We start from the raw sequence: 16,624 nt of genomic DNA, 5'->3' as shown, positions 1-16,624 counted from the left end.
GACCTATATGGCCTATCCGGGCACCAGTTTCCAACACCCAAGCGTTCGATCCGGTCGAACGCAGTGTCAGGCGATTTTGCGCCTGGCTTCGCCACGCGCCCAGCCCTCCGTCACCTCGGCGGCAAAGGCCGCAAAGCGCCCTTCCTCGATGGCCGCGCGGATGCCGGCCATGAGCGACTGGTAATAGGCAAGGTTGTTCCAGGTCAGCAGCATGCCGCCGAGCGCCTCGTTGGTGCGCACCAGATGATGCAGGTATGCCCGCGAGTAGTCCCGCGCCGCAGGGCAATCCGACATCTCGTCCAGCGGGGCGGCATCCTCCGCATGGACGGCATTGCGCAGATTGATGCGCCCGTGCCGCGTGAAGGCCAGACCATGCCGGCCGGCGCGCGTGGGCATGACGCAGTCGAACATGTCGATGCCCCGAGCGACGCTCTTGACGATATCGTCGGGCGTTCCGACACCCATCAGGTAGCGTGGCTTGTCCGTCGGCAGCGAGGGCAGCGTCTCGTCCAGTGTTTCCAGCATGACCTCCTGCGGCTCGCCGACCGCAAGTCCGCCGACCGCGTAGCCCTTCAGGTTCATCGCCGCCAATTCGGTTGCCGAGCGGATCCGCAGGTCCGGCTGGTCACCGCCCTGCACGATGCCGAACATCGCCTTGCCCGGCTGGTTGCCGAAGGCGACCGCGCACCGCTCGGCCCAACGCAGGGACATTTCCATGGCGCGCTCGATCTCGCGCCGGTCTGCCGGCAGGCGGACGCATTCATCCAGTTGCATCTGGATATCGCTGTCGAGCAGCCCCTGGATCTCGATCGAGCGTTCCGGCGTCAACTCATGGACCGAGCCGTCGACATGGGAACGGAAGGTCACGCCCTTCTCGGTCAGCTTGCGCAAGGAGGCCAGCGACATGACCTGGAAGCCGCCGCTGTCGGTCAGGATCGGCCACGGCCAGCGGGCGAACTCGTGAAGCCCCCCCAGCCGGCCTACCCGCTCCGCGCCGGGCCGCAGCATCAGGTGATAGACATTGCCGAGGATGATGTCCGAACCCAGGTCGCGCACCTGCGAAAGGTACATGGCCTTGACGGTGCCGGCCGTGCCCACCGGCATGAAAGCGGGCGTGCGCACCGTGCCGCGCGGCATGGAGATTTCGCCGCGCCGCGCCTTGCCGTCGGTTTTCATGAGAGTGAATGCGAATTCTTGGCTCATGCACGTTCCAGAAGGCAGGCGTCGCCGTAGGAGTAGAAGCGGTAGCCTCCGGCGATCGCGTGTTCGTAGGCCGCCCGCATCCGATCAAGACCGCTGAACGCGGAAACCAGCATGAACAGGGTGGAGCGCGGCAAATGGAAATTCGTCCATAGGGCATCCACGGCCCGGAAGCGATAGCCCGGCGTGATGAAGATGTCCGTGGCCTTGCGGAAGGGCATCAACGTCCCGTCTTCCCGGGCCGCCGATTCCAGCAGGCGTAGAGACGTCGTGCCGATGGCCACGATCCGCCGACCCTCGATCCGGACAGCGTTCAACCTGTCCGCCGTCGCGGCGTCGATCTCGCCGATCTCGGCATGCATGCGATGCTGCGTGGTATCGTCCGCCTTGACGGGCAGGAAGGTCCCGGCCCCGACATGCAGCGTCACGAAGGCCGTTTCGACCCCCTTGCCCTGCAGGCTCGCCATCAACTCCGGCGTGAAATGCAGCCCGGCGGTCGGGGCCGCCACGGCTCCTTCCTCCCGCGCATAGATGGTCTGATAGTCGGCACTGTCCTGCGCGTCCACGGCGCGGCGGGCCGCAATATACGGCGGCAGCGGCAGGATTCCGACGCCGGCGATGGCGGCGTCGAGGGAGGCGCCCCCTCTGTCGAAGCGCAAGGTCGCTTCTCCGCCATCGCGCTTGTCGGCAATCGTCGCGGCCAGCGCGCCGTCGCCGAACTCCAGCGTCTCGCCGGCATCGATACGCTTGGCGGGCTTCAGGAAGGCGCGCCATTCATCGGCGCCCAGGCGCATATGAAGCGTCACCTCCACCCGGGCGGCGTTGTCGCCGCGCCGCCTGACGCCCGTCAGCCGTGCGGGAATCACGCGCGTATCGTTGAAGACGAGGCAGTCGCCGGGCCGCAGCAGACCCGGCAGGTCGCCGACACGCCTGTCGTGGAACGGCCCGGAGGCCGGAACGTGCAAAAGCTTGGCCGATTCGCGCGGAAGAGCGGGCCGCAGCGCGATCCGCTCTTCCGGGAGGTCGAAATCGAACAGATCGACCCGCATGTCCGTCTGCCTTCGAACCTAGAGGTCGGCGGCGACGCGCATGGTCTTGATCGAATCGGGATCGCGAACCGGCTCGCCCCGCTTGATCTTGTCGACGACGTCCATGCCCTCGACGACCTTGCCCCATACGGAATACTGCTTGTCGAGCCAGGGCGCGCGGTCGAAGCAGATGAAGAACTGCGAATTCGCCGAATTCGGATTGGCCGTGCGGGCTGCCGATACGGTGCCGCGCTCATGCGGTTCGGACGAGAATTCGGCCTTCAGGTCCGGCTTGTCGGAGCCGCCCGTACCCGTCCCCGTCGGATCGCCCGTCTGGGCCATGAAGCCATCGATCACGCGATGGAACACGACACCGTCATAGAAGCCTTCGCGGGCCAGTTCCTTGATGCGTGCGACGTGGTTGGGCGCCAGATCGGGCCGCAATTCGATGACGACCTGCCCCTTGCTGGTTTCCAGTACGAGCGTGTCTTCGGGCTTTTCGAAGGTCATCGGCCTTCCTTTCGTTCAGAGTGTGCGCAGTGAATGCCCCATCGCGCCGGCAAGCACAACCGCCGGGAGAGATGGCATGGCTCAGGAAGCGCCGCCGACGGTCACCGAGAGCATCTTGTCGGGATCTTCGACGGTGCCGTTCTGTGCCTCGTCACCCTTCTTGATCTGGTCGACAACCTCCATGCCCGAGACGACATCCCCGACGACCGTGTACTGGCCGTCCAGGAAATCGCCATCCGCAAGCATGATGAAGAACTGCGAGTTGGCCGAGTTGGGGTCCTGTGCCCGCGCCATGCCCACCGTGCCGCGATCGAAGGTCTCGTTCGAGAATTCCGCCTGCAGGTCCGGAAGCTGCGAGCCGCCCGTGCCGGTGCCCGTCGGGTCGCCCGTCTGGGCCATGAAGCCGTCGATCACACGATGGAACACCACGCCGTCATAGAACCCTTCGGCGGCGAGCTTCTTGATCTGCTCCACATGATGGGGCGCAAGATCGGGGCGGAGCTGGATGACGAACGATCCCTTGTCGGTCGTCACCGTCAGCTGGTTGTCCGGGTCCGGTTGCTGCGCCGAGGCGGAAAAGGTGAAGGCGGATACGAGGATGCCGGCGATAAGGCCAAGGCGGGCAAGCAGCTTCATGAGGCAGACTCCGGAACTTCAGGAAAATTTCGCTTTCAGGGCAGCCGCGACATTGGCCGGCACGAAGGCCGACACGTCGCCGCCCAGCCCTGCGATCTGGCGTACCAATGTGGCGGTTATGGGCCTGACCGGCGGTGAAGCCGGCAGGAACACGGTGTCGATGTCGGCGGCCATCGCGCCGTTCATTCCGGCCATCTCCATCTCGTAGTCGAGGTCGCTGCCGCTGCGCAGGCCGCGCAGCAGGACGGCCGCCCCGTTTGCGCGCGCGGCGTCGACGGCAAGCCCCTCGAAGGCGATCACACTGAGCCCCGCGGCCTCGCCGCCCAGGGCATCACGGATCATCCCGACGCGCTCGTCGAAGGTGAAGAGCGGCTTCTTGCCCGGATGCACGCCGATGGCGACAACGACTTCGTCGAACAGGCGCAGACCACGGCGGATGATATCCAGATGGCCGTCGGTGATCGGGTCGAACGACCCGGAGTACAGCGCGCGGCGCGGTGCGTTCATAGCTTCGTAACCCTCATCGCAGGCAAGGCGGTTTCGATAAAATTGGACATATCCGCGAAACCCCTTCGCGAGCAAATCGCCCCAAACTGCAATCAGACAGGAACATGCGTGCGGTTTCGCGGAAGGCGGCGCAAGGCGGTGGAACCAACGGGGAGTTAACCACGTTTTCCTCGCAAATTCGGAGGCTTAGGAATGCTCATCTTCGCATTGTCCATGGCCATGGTCGTCACTCTTCTTACGGCCACCGCCATCACCATCCACAATGAAGCGGACAAGGCGCGCGTAAAGGCCTCCGTCCGCAAGAACCGCGTCATGTACTGATACGGGCAGCCTGACCAGGCCGGACTGCCTGCAGCATCGAAAAAGGGGCCGATCCTGTGGACGGCCCCTTTTCCTGTTCAGACAGCTCAGCTTTCGACGGTCGGCTCGCCCGGCTCCTCGCCGGCGCCTCCTTCGTCCACCTCCGGCACTTCCCCGCCCTGGTCGGGTATCCGCTCCACCGAGACGACACGCTCGCCGTCGGCGGTATTGAAGATCGTCACGCCCTTCGTGGCGCGGCTGGCGATGCGTATCCCGTTGACGGGCACGCGGATCATCTGGCCACGATCCGAGATCAGCAGAAGCTGGTCGTTTTCCTCGACAGGGAAGCCGGCAACCAGCGCGCCGATGTCGCCTATGCGCGATACGTCCGTCGCCCTGATGCCCTTGCCCCCGCGCCCGATGGTGCGGAAGTCGTAAGAGGAGGAGCGCTTTCCGAAGCCGAACTCGCTGATCGTCAGCACGAACTCTTCCGCCGCGCTCAGGAAGGCATACCGCTCCTGCGTCAGCGCCACCTCCTCCGTGGCCTCTTCGTCGGCCGGGACATCGCCATTCGGCTCTCCCTCGACGGCGCGGCGCATGCGCAGATAGGTGGCGCGTTCGGCCGGCGTCGCATCGACATGGCGCATGATCGCCATGGAGATCAGGCAGTCTCCTTCGGCCAGCGACATGCCGCGCACGCCGACGGAGTTGCGCCCCGCGAAGACGCGCACGTCGGTAGTGGGGAAACGGATGCACTGCCCCGATGCCGCCGTCAGCAGCACGTCGTCATCTTCCGAGCAGGTGGCCACGGCCAGGATCTCGTCGCCGGCTTCGTCCAGCTTCATGGCGATCTTGCCGTTGCGGTTGACCTGAACGAAGTCGGACAGCTTGTTGCGGCGCACCGTGCCGCGCGTCGTGGCGAACATGACGTTCAGCGCCTCGGCGGCTTCCTCGTCGTTCGGAAGCGGCAGGATCGAGGTGATACGCTCGCCCTTTTCCAGCGGCAGCATGTTCACCAGCGCCTTGCCGCGCGATTGCGGCGTCGCCAGCGGCAGGCGCCACACCTTTTCCTTGTAGACGATGCCGCGCGACGAGAAGAACAGGACGGGTGTATGCGTGTTGGCGACGAACAGGCGGGTGACGGAATCCTCGTCGCCCTTCAGCGCCATGCCCGAACGCCCCTTGCCGCCGCGGCGCTGGGCGCGATAGGTCGTCAGCGGCACGCGCTTGATATAGCCGCCATGGCTCACCGTCACGACCATCTCTTCCCGGGGGATCAGATCCTCGTCGTCGAGGTCGGCGGCGCCTTCGGTGAGTTCCGTGCGCCGGGGCGTCGCAAACTCGTCGCGCGCCGCGGCAAGCTCGGTCTTGACGATCTCCCGCACGCGCACGCGCGAGGAGAGAATGTCGAGATAGTCGCGGATTTCTTCGCCCAGCTTGTTCAACTCGTCGCCGATCTCGTCACGCCCGAGCGCCGTCAGGCGCTGCAGGCGCAGATCGAGGATCGCGCGGGCCTGCGCCTCGGACAGGCGGTACGTCCCGGCTTCGGTGATCTTGTAGACCGGGTCGTCGATCAGGCGGATCAGCGGCTCGACGTCCCGCGCGTCCCAGTCGCGGCCCATCAGCTGCTCGCGCGCGGTGGCAGGGTCCGGCGCCTCGCGGATCAGCTTGATGATCTCGTCGATATTGGCGACGGCGATGGCCAGCCCGACCAGCACATGGGCGCGTTCGCGTGCCTTGCGCAGCAGAAACTTGGTGCGTCGGTTCACCACCTCTTCACGGAAGGCGATGAAGGCCGACAGCATGTCGACCAGCGTCATCTGTTCAGGCTTGCCGCCGTTCAGCGCCACGATGTTGGCCCCGAACGAGGTCTGGAGCGGAGTGAAGCGATAGAGCTGGTTCAGCACAACGTCGGACGAGGCATCGCGCTTCAGCTCGATGACGACGCGATAGCCTTCGCGGTCGCTTTCGTCGCGTATGTCGGAGATGCCCTCGATCCGCTTGTCGCGGACTAGGTCGGCCATCTTCTCGATCATCGACGCCTTGTTGACCTGGTAGGGCACCTCGGTGATGACGATGGCTTCGCGCTCGCCGCGCATGCTCTCCACATGCACCTTGCCGCGCATCAGGATGGAACCGCGCCCGGTGGCATAGGCCGACTGGATGCCGGCGCGGCCGAGCACGATGGCGCCGGTCGGGAAGTCGGGCCCGGGAATGATCTCCATCAGCTCCGGCAGGGTTATGGCCGGATTGTCGATCATGGCGATACAGCCGTCCACAACCTCGCCCAGGTTGTGCGGGGGCACGTTGGTCGCCATGCCCACCGCGATGCCGCCCGAGCCGTTGACCAGAAGGTTGGGGATACGCGCCGGGAGAACCGTCGGCTCGAGCTCGCGCCCGTCGTAATTCTCCTGGAAGTTGACCGTCTCCTTGTCGATATCCTCGAGCAGGGCCTCCGACAGCTTCTCCAGCCGGCACTCGGTGTATCGCATCGCGGCGGGTGGATCGCCGTCGATGGAGCCGAAATTGCCCTGTCCGTCGATCAGCGGCGCCCGCAGGGAGAAATCCTGCGCCATGCGGACCAGCGCGTCGTAGATGGAGGAGTCGCCGTGCGGATGGTACTTGCCCATCACCTCGCCGACGACGCCCGCCGACTTGCGGTAGGGTCGGTTGTGCACGAGCCCCATCTCGGACATGGCATAAAGCACCCGGCGGTGCACGGGTTTCAGCCCATCCCGCACATCCGGCAAGGCGCGACTGACGATGACGCTCATCGCGTAATCGAGGTAGGAGCGTTGCATCTCCTCAATGATGGATACGGGCTCGATGCCGCTTGGGCGTTCCGCCGGCGGGCTGTCCTTACGATCGTCTGCCAAGACGCTTCCTTGCCTACACTTCGACCTTGCGCGCTTATAGCCTGCGGCGCATCGAATTGGCAAATCCGGGGCCGCGCACTGGCGGGGATTTCCGACGTTTTTTCAACAACTTATTACCACTGCCGGCCAATGACGAAAAAAATCCGTCCAATGGCTGTCGCGCGCGCTCTGCCGAGCGTGCAGGATCGCACCGGCGCTGTCGGCGCGATTCTCGACCAGGGGTGCTTTTCGATGGCGGACATGCTGCTGACAGGGTTCATCACCCTCATCGTCATCATCGATCCGCTTGGGCTCATCCCGCTCTTCCTGACGCTGACGCCGGGCCGCACGCGGCTGGAGCGTCGCCACATCGCCTTCCAGGCGAGCCTGATCGCCTTCGTGATCCTGGCCGTATTCGCCCTGTTCGGCCTTGTCATCATCGAAGCGATCGGCGTCTCGCTGGGCGCCTTTCGCGTCGCAGGCGGCCTCTTCCTGTTCACCATCGCTTTCGAGCTGGTGTTCGAGAAACGGCAGCATCGCAAGGAGAAAAGCGCCGGAGAGGCCGTGCCCCACCCGGAGGAAGCGGCCAACGTCGCGGCTTTTCCGCTCGGCATCCCGCTTCTGGCGGGACCGGGAGCGATCTCGGCCGTCATCCTGTTGTCCGGCAATCTTCCGGGCTTCGTCGGACAAAGCCTGCTGGTTCTGGTGATCGCGCTGGTCTGCGTCGCGACGTTCCTGTTCCTGGCCGTGGCCGACCGGGTAGACAAGCTGATGGGCGTTACCGGCCGTGCGGTCGTGACGCGCCTTCTGGGCGTTCTGCTGGCGGCGCTGGCCGTGCAGTTCGTAGCAGATGGCGTGCGCCAGCTCTTCGCACTCTGACCGCAACCACCACCTGCAAAAGCAAAGCCCGGCCGCAAGGGCCGGGCGTGCGCATACCCGCCAGCCTGCAGGGGATCAGAAGGGAATCTCGTCGTCCATCTCGCCGCCGCGGCCACCGCCACCGCCGCCACCACCGCGCTCGTCATAACCACCGCGACCGCCGCCGCTGCCGCCGCCGCGGTCTTCGTAGCCGCCACGGCTTGCCCCGCCGGCGCTACGTTCGTAGCCGCCGCCTCCGCCGCCGCCGCCTTCATAGGAGCCGCCACCCTCGCCGCGCCCGTCGAGCATCTGCAGCTCGCCGCGGAAACGCTGCAGCACAACCTCGGTCGTGTAGCGCTTCTGGCCCTGCTGGTCTTCCCAGGAGCGGGTCTGCAACTGGCCTTCCAGATAGACCTTGGCGCCTTTCTTCAGGTACTGCTCTGCGACCTTGACGAGGTTTTCGTTGAAGATCACCACATTATGCCATTCGGTGCGCTCGCGCCGCTCGCCGGACTGGCGGTCGCGCCACGTTTCGGAGGTGGCGATGCGCAGGTTGACGACGGCATCGCCGGAATTCAGGCGGCGCACCTCCGGGTCGGCGCCCAGATTGCCGACCAGAATGACCTTGTTGACGCTGCCTGCCATCGGGATACCTCAGTCTGTGAAAATGAATTCGAACGGGTGGAAGCTAGAGCGTTTCCTGCTCATATGGAAACACTCTGTTTCTCCGAGGGCCGGATGGCCCGCCAGGAAGGCGGCGCAGGGCGTACCGGCGGTACGGCAAGTCCGGCTGACGCCGCGGACATTCGCCCTCGGGAAACCCGAAGCGCCTCCGGCAGGGTGATTCCATATGAGCAGGAAACGCTCTAGACCATCGCACCGTCCGTTCCAAGCGGCCGGCGCCATGAATTCAGCCGCGATCCACACCCGTTTGAAGCGCGATTGACGCGAACAAAGAAAGAACATAGACAATGGGGCGTCAAGTCTTTTTGCCCGATACGTCTTTCAACCCGCCCTCCCATGCCCGATATGGGTGGCACAAGACCCGTTCTCCCCACCATCGGCCGGCCAGATGAAAAACGTCATCTCCATTCGCGGCGCCCGCGAACATAATCTCAAGAACGTCGATCTCGACATTCCCCGCGACAAGCTGGTGGTGATGACGGGGCTTTCCGGCTCGGGCAAATCCTCCCTGGCATTCGACACCATCTATGCCGAAGGCCAGCGCCGCTACGTGGAAAGCCTGTCGGCCTATGCCCGGCAGTTCCTGGAGATGATGCAGAAGCCGGATGTCGACCAGATCGACGGCCTCTCGCCCGCGATCTCCATCGAGCAGAAGACCACGTCGCGCAATCCGCGCTCCACGGTCGGCACCGTCACCGAGATCTACGACTATCTGCGCCTGCTCTTCGCCCGGGTCGGGGTGCCCTATTCGCCCGTCACCGGCCTGCCGATCGAAAGCCAGACGGTCAGCCAGATGGTGGACCGCGTGATGGCGCAGGCCGAGGGCACGCGTTTCTATCTGCTGGCGCCGATGGTCCGCGGCCGCAAGGGCGAATACAGGAAGGAGCTGGCCGAGCTCCAGAAGAAGGGGTTCCAGCGCGTTCGCATCGACGGCGAGTTCCATGACATCGCCGATGCGCCGGCCCTCGACAAGAAGTACAAGCACGATATCGACGTGGTCGTGGACCGCATCGTCGTACGCGACGACATCCAGGCGCGGCTGGCCGACTCCCTGGAAACGGCGCTCAAGCTGGCGGAAGGGCTGGCCGTCGCCGAGTTCGCCGACGAAAAGGATGAGCAGGGAAAGCCCCGCCAGCTCATATTCTCTGAAAAGTTCGCCTGTCCCGTTTCCGGCTTCACCATTCCGGAGATCGAGCCGCGCCTGTTCTCCTTCAACAATCCGTTCGGCGCCTGCCCGGTTTGCGACGGGCTGGGCTCGCAGCGCGCCATCGACCCCAAGCTCATCGTACCGGACGAGAACCGGACGCTGAAGGCCGGCGCGATCGCGCCCTGGGCCAAGTCGACCTCGCCCTACTACCTGCAGACACTGGAAGCGCTGTCGCGGGAATACGCGTTCAAGCTGACCGACAAGTGGTCCGCCTTGCCCGTCGCGGCGCAGGACGCCATCCTGCACGGCACGGGCAGCCACAAGATCCAGTTCCGCTACAGCGATGGCCTGCGGTCCTACAATGCCACCAAGACCTTCGAGGGGATCGTCCCCAACCTGGAAAGGCGATGGAAGGAAACCGATTCGGCATGGTCTCGCGAGGAGATCGAGCGCTACATGTCGGCGACGCCCTGCCCGGCCTGCAGCGGCTATCGCCTCAAGCCGGAAGCCCTGGCCGTCAAGATCGCCGAGCGTCATATCGGCGAGGTGACGGAACTGTCCATTCGCGGCGCGGCCGACTGGTTCGAGGCGCTGCCCGACAGGCTGACCGCCAAGCAGAACGAGATCGCCGTCCGCATCCTCAAGGAAATCCGCGAGCGACTGAAATTCCTCGTCGACGTCGGGCTCGACTATCTGACCCTGTCGCGCGCCTCGGGTACGCTGTCGGGCGGCGAAAGCCAGCGCATCCGCCTGGCCTCGCAGATCGGCTCCGGCCTGACCGGCGTCCTCTACGTCTTGGACGAGCCGTCGATCGGCCTGCACCAGCGCGACAATGCGCGTCTTCTGGATACGCTGAAGCACCTTCGCGATATCGGCAATACGGTGATCGTCGTGGAGCACGACGAGGACGCCGTGCTGACGGCCGACTACGTCGTGGATATCGGCCCCGCCGCCGGTGTGCACGGCGGCCAGGTGATCGCCGCCGGCACGCCCGCCGAGGTCATGGCCAACCCGAAGTCGCTGACCGGGCAGTATCTTTCCGGCGCTCTCGGCGTTCCGGTGCCGGACAAGCGCCGCAAGAAGCAGAAGGGCAAGGCGATCAAGGTCGTCGGGGCGCGCGGAAACAACCTCAAGTCCATATCCGCGGAAGTCCCGATGGGCCTGTTCACCTGCGTGACGGGCGTTTCCGGCGGCGGCAAATCCACCTTCCTCATCGAAACCCTGTTCAAGGCCGCGGCGCGCCGCATCTCCAACGCGCGCGACGTACCGGCCGAGCATGACCGGGTCGAGGGGCTGGAACTGCTGGACAAGGTCATCGATATCGACCAATCGCCCATCGGCCGCACCCCCCGGTCCAACCCGGCCACCTATACCGGAGCCTTCACCCCCATCCGCGACTGGTTCGCGGGGCTGCCCGAGGCCAAGGCGCGCGGGTATCAGCCGGGCCGCTTCTCCTTCAACGTCAAGGGCGGCCGCTGCGAGGCGTGCCAGGGCGACGGCGTCATCAAGATCGAGATGCATTTCCTGCCGGACGTCTACGTGACGTGCGACGTCTGCCACGGCAAGCGTTACAACCGGGAAACGCTGGACGTGACCTTCAAGGAAAAGTCGATCGCCGACGTGCTCGACATGACCGTGGAAGAGGCCGTCGAGTTTTTCGCGGCCGTACCCGCCGTGCGCGATAAGCTCGCGACGCTGAAGGAGGTGGGGCTCGGCTATATCAAGGTCGGGCAGCAGGCGACGACGCTGTCGGGCGGTGAGGCGCAGCGCGTCAAGCTGGCAAAAGAGCTCTCGCGCCGCGCGACGGGCCGTACGTTGTACATCCTCGACGAACCCACCACCGGCCTGCACTTCCACGACGTCGCGAAGTTGCTTGAGGTGCTGCACTCCCTCGTCGACCAGGGCAACACCGTCGTGGTGATCGAGCACAATCTGGAAGTCATCAAGACCGCGGACTACGTCATCGACATCGGCCCCGAGGGCGGAGACGGCGGTGGCGAGATCGTCGCCACCGGGACACCGGAGGATATCGTCACCGAACCCCGCTCCTGGACCGGCCGCTTCCTCAAGGAGCTACTCCTGCGGCGGCCAGCCGGGAAGGCCGAAGCCGCAGAGTGAATGCATCCGGGCGATCGCGCGGGGCATGAGCCCCGGCAGGTCTTCGGCGATCAGGCCCGGCCCATGCAGGCGCGCGGCGACGCCATGCAGCCACACCGCTATGCAGGCCGCCTCGAACGGCGGAACCTTGTTGGCAAGTTGCGCGCCGACGAGCCCGGCCAGCACGTCGCCCGTGCCGGCGGTGGCCAGGGCCGGTGTTCCCGTCGCGTTGATCGCCGCGCGCCCGTCCGGCGCCGCGATCACGGTATCGCTGCCTTTCAGCACCACCACCGCGCCCGAGCGCGCGGCGGCCAACCGGGCCATATGCGGCTTTCCGCGTTCGGCTTCCGATGCCAGGTCGGGAAACAGCCGTGCGAACTCGCCCATATGCGGCGTCAGCACGAGACGGGCGTCGTTGGTAGCGCCCAGCAGGAACAGGTCCGCCGCGTGGTCGCGGTAGGCCGTCAGGCCATCGGCATCCAGCACCAGCGCGCGGCCGGCCTCCAGGATCGCGGCCGCATAGGCCCGCGCTTTGTCCGCGCGGCCGAAACCCGGTCCCAGCACGAAGGCATTCAGGCGGGCATCCGACAGATGATCCGCAAGTTGGCCGGCATCGTCGCATCGACGCAGCATGATGGCCGTCAGGTGCGCGGCGTTGACGGCCATCGCCGCGCCGGGCGCGAACACCGTCACCAGCCCTGCCCCGCCGCGCAAGGCGGCTATCGCGGCAAGGCGCGCCGCGCCGGTATGGCTGGGCCCGCCTGAAAAGACGATGGCATGCCCACGCGCATATTTGTGGTCCGCCTCGGTCGGCTCGAGCAGGCGATGACGCCAAAGCTCCGGCTGGTTCGCAAAGGTTTGCGGTTCGATCTCTTGCAGCACGCTTGCGGGAATGCCGATATCGGCGACCGTCACCCGGCCGCAGAACGCGGCGCCGGGCTGCAGCAGATGGCCGGGCTTGCGCCGAAAGAAGGTCACCGTCGCTTCGGCCCGGGGAGCAACCCGGAGGACCTGCCCGGTCTCGCCCGACACGCCGCTGGGAAGGTCGATGGACAGGACCCGCGCCTTCGCCTCGCCGAGACGACGGACCAGTTCGGCGGCAGCGCCGGTCAATGGGCGCTGGAGCCCCGCTCCGAAAAGTCCGTCGACAACGAGTTTGAATTCGGTCGCAACGAAAGCTTCCGGCGATTCGGTCTCCGACGCCCATTCCGACCGCGCCTTGCCGGCATCGTCGCCTTGCGCCTCGCCGAGCGTGAACAGCCGCACGGTCCGTCCACGGGCGCGCAGATAGTGGGCCGCCAATACGGCGTCGCCGCCATTGTTGCCCGGACCGGCCAGTATGGCGAGAGGCCCGTCGGGTGCCATCGACTCGGCCATGTCGGCGATGGCGGTCGCCGCATGCTGCATCAATGAGTAGCTTCCGCCGCCTAATTTGGCAGCCATTTCATCTGCTTGCGCCATTTCTTTCGGCGTCAGCAAACTACAATCGCCAACATCGGCGTCACCCCGGTTCATTTTTTGCGCACCTTGCCTATTCTTTTTGCAACGAATTGGTGAAACTACGGGCAGAACCGGCCTTCCGTACTGTAGCGTTCAGGAAGCCGACAGGATAGACAACCTTGAGCCCGCGTGCGCATTGGAGACGACCCGATGAAGAAGATTGAAGCGATCATCAAGCCTTTCAAGCTCGATGAGGTGAAGGAAGCGCTTCAAGATGTCGGACTTCAGGGCATCACCGTCACGGAAGCCAAGGGCTTCGGACGCCAGAAGGGCCATACCGAGCTTTACCGCGGCGCGGAATATGTCGTCGACTTTCTGCCCAAGGTGAAAATCGAGGTGGTGCTTGCGGACGAGTCCGTTGCGGCCGCCGTCGAGGCCATCCGCAAGGCCGCCCAGACCGGGCGCATCGGCGACGGCAAGATTTTCGTTTCCAATATCGAGGAGGCCGTTCGCATCCGCACCGGCGAAGTCGGCGTCGACGCGATCTGAGCTCCCGAGCCCGTCCAACATTCGAACATTCCAAACAGGAAGGACTAAAATGACTTCGGCCAATGATGTTTTGAAGCAGATCAAGGATAACGACGTCAAATTCGTCGACCTGCGCTTCACCGACCCGAAGGGCAAGCTGCAGCACGTCACGCTCGACATCGCCATCGTGGACGAAGACCTCTTCTCCGAGGGGACGATGTTCGACGGCTCTTCGATCGGCGGCTGGAAGGCCATCAACGAGTCCGACATGGTCCTGATGCCGGATCCCGAGACGGCCCACATGGACCCCTTCTTCGCGCAGTCGACCATGTCGATCTACTGCGACATCCTCGACCCGATCTCGGGCGAGTCCTACAACCGCGATCCGCGCAGCACGGCCAAGAAGGCCGAGGCCTACCTGCAGCAGTCCGGCATCGGCGATACGGCCTTCTTCGGCCCGGAAGCCGAGTTCTTCATCTTCGACGACGTCCGCTACAAGGCCGATCCGTACAATACGGGCTTCAAGCTGGACTCGACCGAGCTGCCCTCCAACGACGACACCGAGTACGAGACGGGCAACCTGGGCCACCGGCCGCGCGTCAAGGGCGGCTACTTCCCCGTGCCCCCGGTCGACTCCTGCCAGGACATGCGCTCCGAGATGCTCACCGTGATGGCCGAAATGGGCGTTTCGGTCGAGAAGCATCACCACGAGGTGGCGGCGGCCCAGCACGAGCTCGGCATCAAGTTCGACACGCTCGTCCGCAACGCCGACAAGATGCAGATCTACAAGTATGTGATCCATCAGGTCGCCAACGCCTACGGCAAGACGGCCACCTTCATGCCGAAGCCGATCTTCGGCGACAACGGCTCGGGCATGCACGTCCACCAGTCGATCTGGAAGGGCGGCAAGCCGACCTTCGCGGGCAACGAGTATGCGGGCCTGTCCGAAACGGCCCTGTTCTACATCGGCGGCATCATCAAGCATGCCAAGGCGCTGAACGCCTTCACCAACCCGTCCACCAACTCGTTCAAGCGTCTGGTGCCGGGCTACGAGGCGCCGGTTCTGCTGGCCTACTCGGCACGCAACCGCTCGGCGTCCTGCCGTATCCCGTTCGGCCAGTCGCCGAAGGCCAAGCGCGTGGAAGTCCGCTTCCCCGATCCGACGGCGAACCCGTACCTGGCCTTCTCGGCCATGCTGATGGCCGGCCTCGACGGCATCAAGAACAAGATCCATCCGGGCTCGGCCATGGACAAGGATCTGTACGATCTGCCGCCGGAAGAGCTGAAGGAAATTCCGACGGTCTGCCGTTCGCTGCGTGAAGCGCTCGAAGCCCTCGACAGCGACCGCGACTTCCTGAAGGCCGGCGGCGTGTTCGACGACGACCAGATCGACGCCTTCATCGAGCTCAAGATGGCCGAAGTGCTGCGCTTCGAGATGACGCCGCACCCGGTCGAGTTCGACATGTACTACTCGGTCTGATCGTCAGGCCGCCAAAAGACGGAAAAGCCCCGGTCGCGCCCGCGCAGCCGGGGCTTTCTCATTCTCCGCCGAAGACGCTCAGAAGCACGGCGACGCCGAGACCGGCGTAGAACTGCAGGCTGGCATCGGCAAAGAAATCGATGATCGAAGACATCACACACCTCCCGTCTGGCCGGTCTTGGGTGCCGGCTCGCTGAAAGGCGAAGCGGGGCGCGTGTTCGCGCTTGTGTCTGGCGGTGGCTACACGAACGAGCAGCCTCCTTCGCTACCCTCCACTATAGGCCGACTGTTTGCTAAGGCAACTGTGCCTTTATCGTCCGAGAATCCAGTTCAGCGTATCGCGCCAGTCGATCATGCGGATCGGCGTGCCGTGGCTGCCCGTTTCGAATCCGACGAAGCGGATCGGATAGCCGGGGAACGCGGCGGCGACCTCGTCGGCGACATGGCGCTGCAGGGCGAAATCATAGACCTTGTCGGCCGAGCCATGGGCGATCAGCGTTGGCAGCGGGCGTCCGCCTCGCGCCTTCATCGCCGCCCTGACGTCGCCGGTGGAACTCTGCCCGCCGAGGAGGACGAGACCGGATACGAGGCTCGCCTGGCGTCCTTCCGCGATCGACCAGCACAGCCGCCCGCCCATCGATCCGCAGGCCACGACAATGCGGGCGGACGGGTAGCGCGATGCGATCTCGGCGACGAGGCCGGACGCCCGCTTCTGGTCGGCTTCGGCAAACAGCCCCGCGCTCATGGTCATGTAGAGCCCGCCGGAACGCTGCGCGATATTCTTGAGCCGGTTGAAATTGCCGCCGAACGTCCAGTCGTTCATGCCGAGCCGGCGGTCGCCGCCCTTGCCATGGATGAAGAGCACGACAAAGGCGGGATCGTGCCTTACCCCCGCCAGCGCCACCTCGACCGCTCCCGCCTGCGTATGCCAGGTCTCGTCGGTCTGCCGGCGTGTCGGCGACAGGTCCACATAGTCGCGCCGCACCTGCCGTTCGGGGATCTGGTCGCGCCTGCCGATGTCGATATCCGCCGAATAGGGAACGTCCAGGACGCGTCCGCCCGCAAGGCCGGCCGTGCCCTCCCGGTAGGCGAAGAGCCCATCCTTGTAGGGTGCGATGACCTGCCCTGCGGCCGGCAGGCTGCCCGCCGGGATGGCCACGGCCGCCAAGAGAGCCACCGGCAGGAACGAGAAAAAGCGGCGTGGCACGGCTTCTCCGGGGAATCAGCGGGCTTTCGGGGTTCAGAGTGGCGGTTGGCGCCCCGCTTGTCGAGACTGCCGGTCCTGTAAGGAAAACCGTGGAAAAGCGCATGTTTCCAAGCTTTTGCTGGCTGAAAACGCGGCGTTGCGCTTGTA

14 protein-coding genes are annotated in these 16,624 nt (G+C 65.1%); 5 read left to right on the top strand and 9 right to left on the bottom strand.

Annotated elements, in window-relative coordinates:
- Nucleotides 1-66: 66 nt before the first annotated feature.
- The 5 genes from tgt to coaD form a co-directional block, all read right to left on the bottom strand.
- Complete coding sequence (gene tgt / locus NDN16_RS11505) at nt 67-1,203, bottom strand: tRNA guanosine(34) transglycosylase Tgt (protein WP_251113725.1); 1,137 nt, start codon at nt 1,201-1,203, stop codon at nt 67-69.
- A complete protein-coding gene (gene queA, locus NDN16_RS11500; RefSeq protein WP_251113724.1) occupies nt 1,200-2,249 on the bottom strand; it encodes a tRNA preQ1(34) S-adenosylmethionine ribosyltransferase-isomerase QueA in 1,050 nt (349 codons plus the stop codon). Before queA ends, tgt begins: the two co-directional genes overlap by 4 nt.
- An 18-nt stretch (nt 2,250-2,267) precedes the next feature.
- On the bottom strand, nt 2,268-2,738 hold the full coding sequence (locus NDN16_RS11495) for a peptidylprolyl isomerase (protein ID WP_251113723.1): 471 nt from the start codon (nt 2,736-2,738) through the stop codon (nt 2,268-2,270).
- A gap of 81 nt (nt 2,739-2,819) precedes the next feature.
- Entirely contained in the window at nt 2,820-3,374 is a 555-nt protein-coding gene (locus NDN16_RS11490; protein ID WP_251113722.1) for a peptidylprolyl isomerase, read from the bottom strand.
- 18 nt (nt 3,375-3,392) lie between these two features.
- The gene (gene coaD, locus NDN16_RS11485; RefSeq protein ID WP_251113721.1) at nt 3,393-3,881 is read right to left on the bottom strand and encodes a pantetheine-phosphate adenylyltransferase; all 489 of its coding nucleotides are present in this window, start codon (nt 3,879-3,881) and stop codon (nt 3,393-3,395) included.
- A gap of 192 nt (nt 3,882-4,073) precedes the next feature.
- On the opposite strand from coaD, the gene NDN16_RS20950 reads away from it, so the two are divergent.
- Nucleotides 4,074-4,202 (top strand): hypothetical protein, encoded by a 129-nt coding sequence (locus NDN16_RS20950; protein ID WP_285292620.1) that lies wholly within the window; start codon nt 4,074-4,076, stop codon nt 4,200-4,202.
- Nucleotides 4,203-4,288: 86 nt separating this feature from the next.
- Here the strand turns inward: NDN16_RS20950 and gyrA are convergent, their stop codons facing one another.
- Entirely contained in the window at nt 4,289-6,982 is a 2,694-nt protein-coding gene (gene gyrA / locus NDN16_RS11480; protein ID WP_435301095.1) for a DNA gyrase subunit A, read from the bottom strand.
- Between the two features lie 306 nt (nt 6,983-7,288).
- On the opposite strand from gyrA, the gene NDN16_RS11475 reads away from it, so the two are divergent.
- Nucleotides 7,289-7,915 carry a MarC family protein gene (locus tag NDN16_RS11475; protein ID WP_251113898.1) on the top strand — a complete coding sequence of 209 codons (627 nt, stop codon included), beginning with the start codon at nt 7,289-7,291 and terminating at the stop codon, nt 7,913-7,915.
- Between the two features lie 75 nt (nt 7,916-7,990).
- Here the strand turns inward: NDN16_RS11475 and ssb are convergent, their stop codons facing one another.
- Entirely contained in the window at nt 7,991-8,539 is a 549-nt protein-coding gene (gene ssb, locus NDN16_RS11470) for a single-stranded DNA-binding protein (RefSeq protein ID WP_251113720.1), read from the bottom strand.
- A 427-nt stretch (nt 8,540-8,966) separates the two neighbouring features.
- On the opposite strand from ssb, the gene uvrA reads away from it, so the two are divergent.
- A complete protein-coding gene (gene uvrA, locus NDN16_RS11465) occupies nt 8,967-11,843 on the top strand; it encodes an excinuclease ABC subunit UvrA (RefSeq protein WP_251113719.1) in 2,877 nt (958 codons plus the stop codon).
- Here the strand turns inward: uvrA and NDN16_RS11460 are convergent.
- Nucleotides 11,799-13,337, bottom strand: coding sequence for an NAD(P)H-hydrate dehydratase (locus tag NDN16_RS11460; RefSeq protein WP_285292619.1), 1,539 nt, complete (start codon nt 13,335-13,337; stop codon nt 11,799-11,801). The genes uvrA and NDN16_RS11460 overlap by 45 nt on opposite strands.
- A gap of 135 nt (nt 13,338-13,472) precedes the next feature.
- Here NDN16_RS11460 and NDN16_RS11455 point away from each other — a divergent pair, with 135 nt between their 5' ends.
- Both NDN16_RS11455 and glnA read left to right on the top strand, forming a co-directional pair.
- Nucleotides 13,473-13,811: a P-II family nitrogen regulator gene (locus NDN16_RS11455; RefSeq protein ID WP_039196266.1), complete on the top strand. Its 339-nt coding sequence runs from the start codon at nt 13,473-13,475 to the stop codon at nt 13,809-13,811.
- A 49-nt stretch (nt 13,812-13,860) separates the two neighbouring features.
- Nucleotides 13,861-15,270, top strand: coding sequence for a type I glutamate--ammonia ligase (gene glnA / locus NDN16_RS11450; protein ID WP_251113717.1), 1,410 nt, complete (start codon nt 13,861-13,863; stop codon nt 15,268-15,270).
- A 310-nt stretch (nt 15,271-15,580) separates the two neighbouring features.
- Here glnA and NDN16_RS11445 read toward each other — a convergent pair whose 3' ends face one another.
- Nucleotides 15,581-16,477 (bottom strand): hypothetical protein, encoded by an 897-nt coding sequence (locus NDN16_RS11445; RefSeq protein WP_251113716.1) that lies wholly within the window; start codon nt 16,475-16,477, stop codon nt 15,581-15,583.
- Nucleotides 16,478-16,624 lie beyond the last annotated feature (147 nt).

Origin of the sequence: Aureimonas altamirensis (assembly GCF_023702225.1) — a bacterium.
Lineage (GTDB): Bacteria > Pseudomonadota > Alphaproteobacteria > Rhizobiales > Rhizobiaceae > Aureimonas > Aureimonas altamirensis_B.
This window is presented reverse-complemented; position numbering and strand designations above follow the sequence as displayed.

Excerpts from the sequence above, each read along its gene's own strand:
- tgt (WP_251113725.1), bottom strand. The coding sequence starts at position 1,203 with ATGAGCCAAGAATTCGCATTCACTCTCATGAAAACCGACGGCAAGGCG.
- queA (WP_251113724.1), bottom strand. The coding sequence starts at position 2,249 with ATGCGGGTCGATCTGTTCGATTTCGACCTCCCGGAAGAGCGGATCGCG.
- NDN16_RS11495 (WP_251113723.1), bottom strand. The coding sequence starts at position 2,738 with ATGACCTTCGAAAAGCCCGAAGACACGCTCGTACTGGAAACCAGCAAG.
- NDN16_RS11490 (WP_251113722.1), bottom strand. The coding sequence starts at position 3,374 with ATGAAGCTGCTTGCCCGCCTTGGCCTTATCGCCGGCATCCTCGTATCC.
- coaD (WP_251113721.1), bottom strand. The coding sequence starts at position 3,881 with ATGAACGCACCGCGCCGCGCGCTGTACTCCGGGTCGTTCGACCCGATC.
- NDN16_RS20950 (WP_285292620.1), top strand. The coding sequence starts at position 4,074 with ATGCTCATCTTCGCATTGTCCATGGCCATGGTCGTCACTCTTCTTACG.
- gyrA (WP_435301095.1), bottom strand. The coding sequence starts at position 6,982 with ATGCAACGCTCCTACCTCGATTACGCGATGAGCGTCATCGTCAGTCGC.
- NDN16_RS11475 (WP_251113898.1), top strand. The coding sequence starts at position 7,289 with ATGGCGGACATGCTGCTGACAGGGTTCATCACCCTCATCGTCATCATC.
- ssb (WP_251113720.1), bottom strand. The coding sequence starts at position 8,539 with ATGGCAGGCAGCGTCAACAAGGTCATTCTGGTCGGCAATCTGGGCGCC.
- uvrA (WP_251113719.1), top strand. The coding sequence starts at position 8,967 with ATGAAAAACGTCATCTCCATTCGCGGCGCCCGCGAACATAATCTCAAG.
- NDN16_RS11460 (WP_285292619.1), bottom strand. The coding sequence starts at position 13,337 with ATGAACCGGGGTGACGCCGATGTTGGCGATTGTAGTTTGCTGACGCCG.
- NDN16_RS11455 (WP_039196266.1), top strand. The coding sequence starts at position 13,473 with ATGAAGAAGATTGAAGCGATCATCAAGCCTTTCAAGCTCGATGAGGTG.
- glnA (WP_251113717.1), top strand. The coding sequence starts at position 13,861 with ATGACTTCGGCCAATGATGTTTTGAAGCAGATCAAGGATAACGACGTC.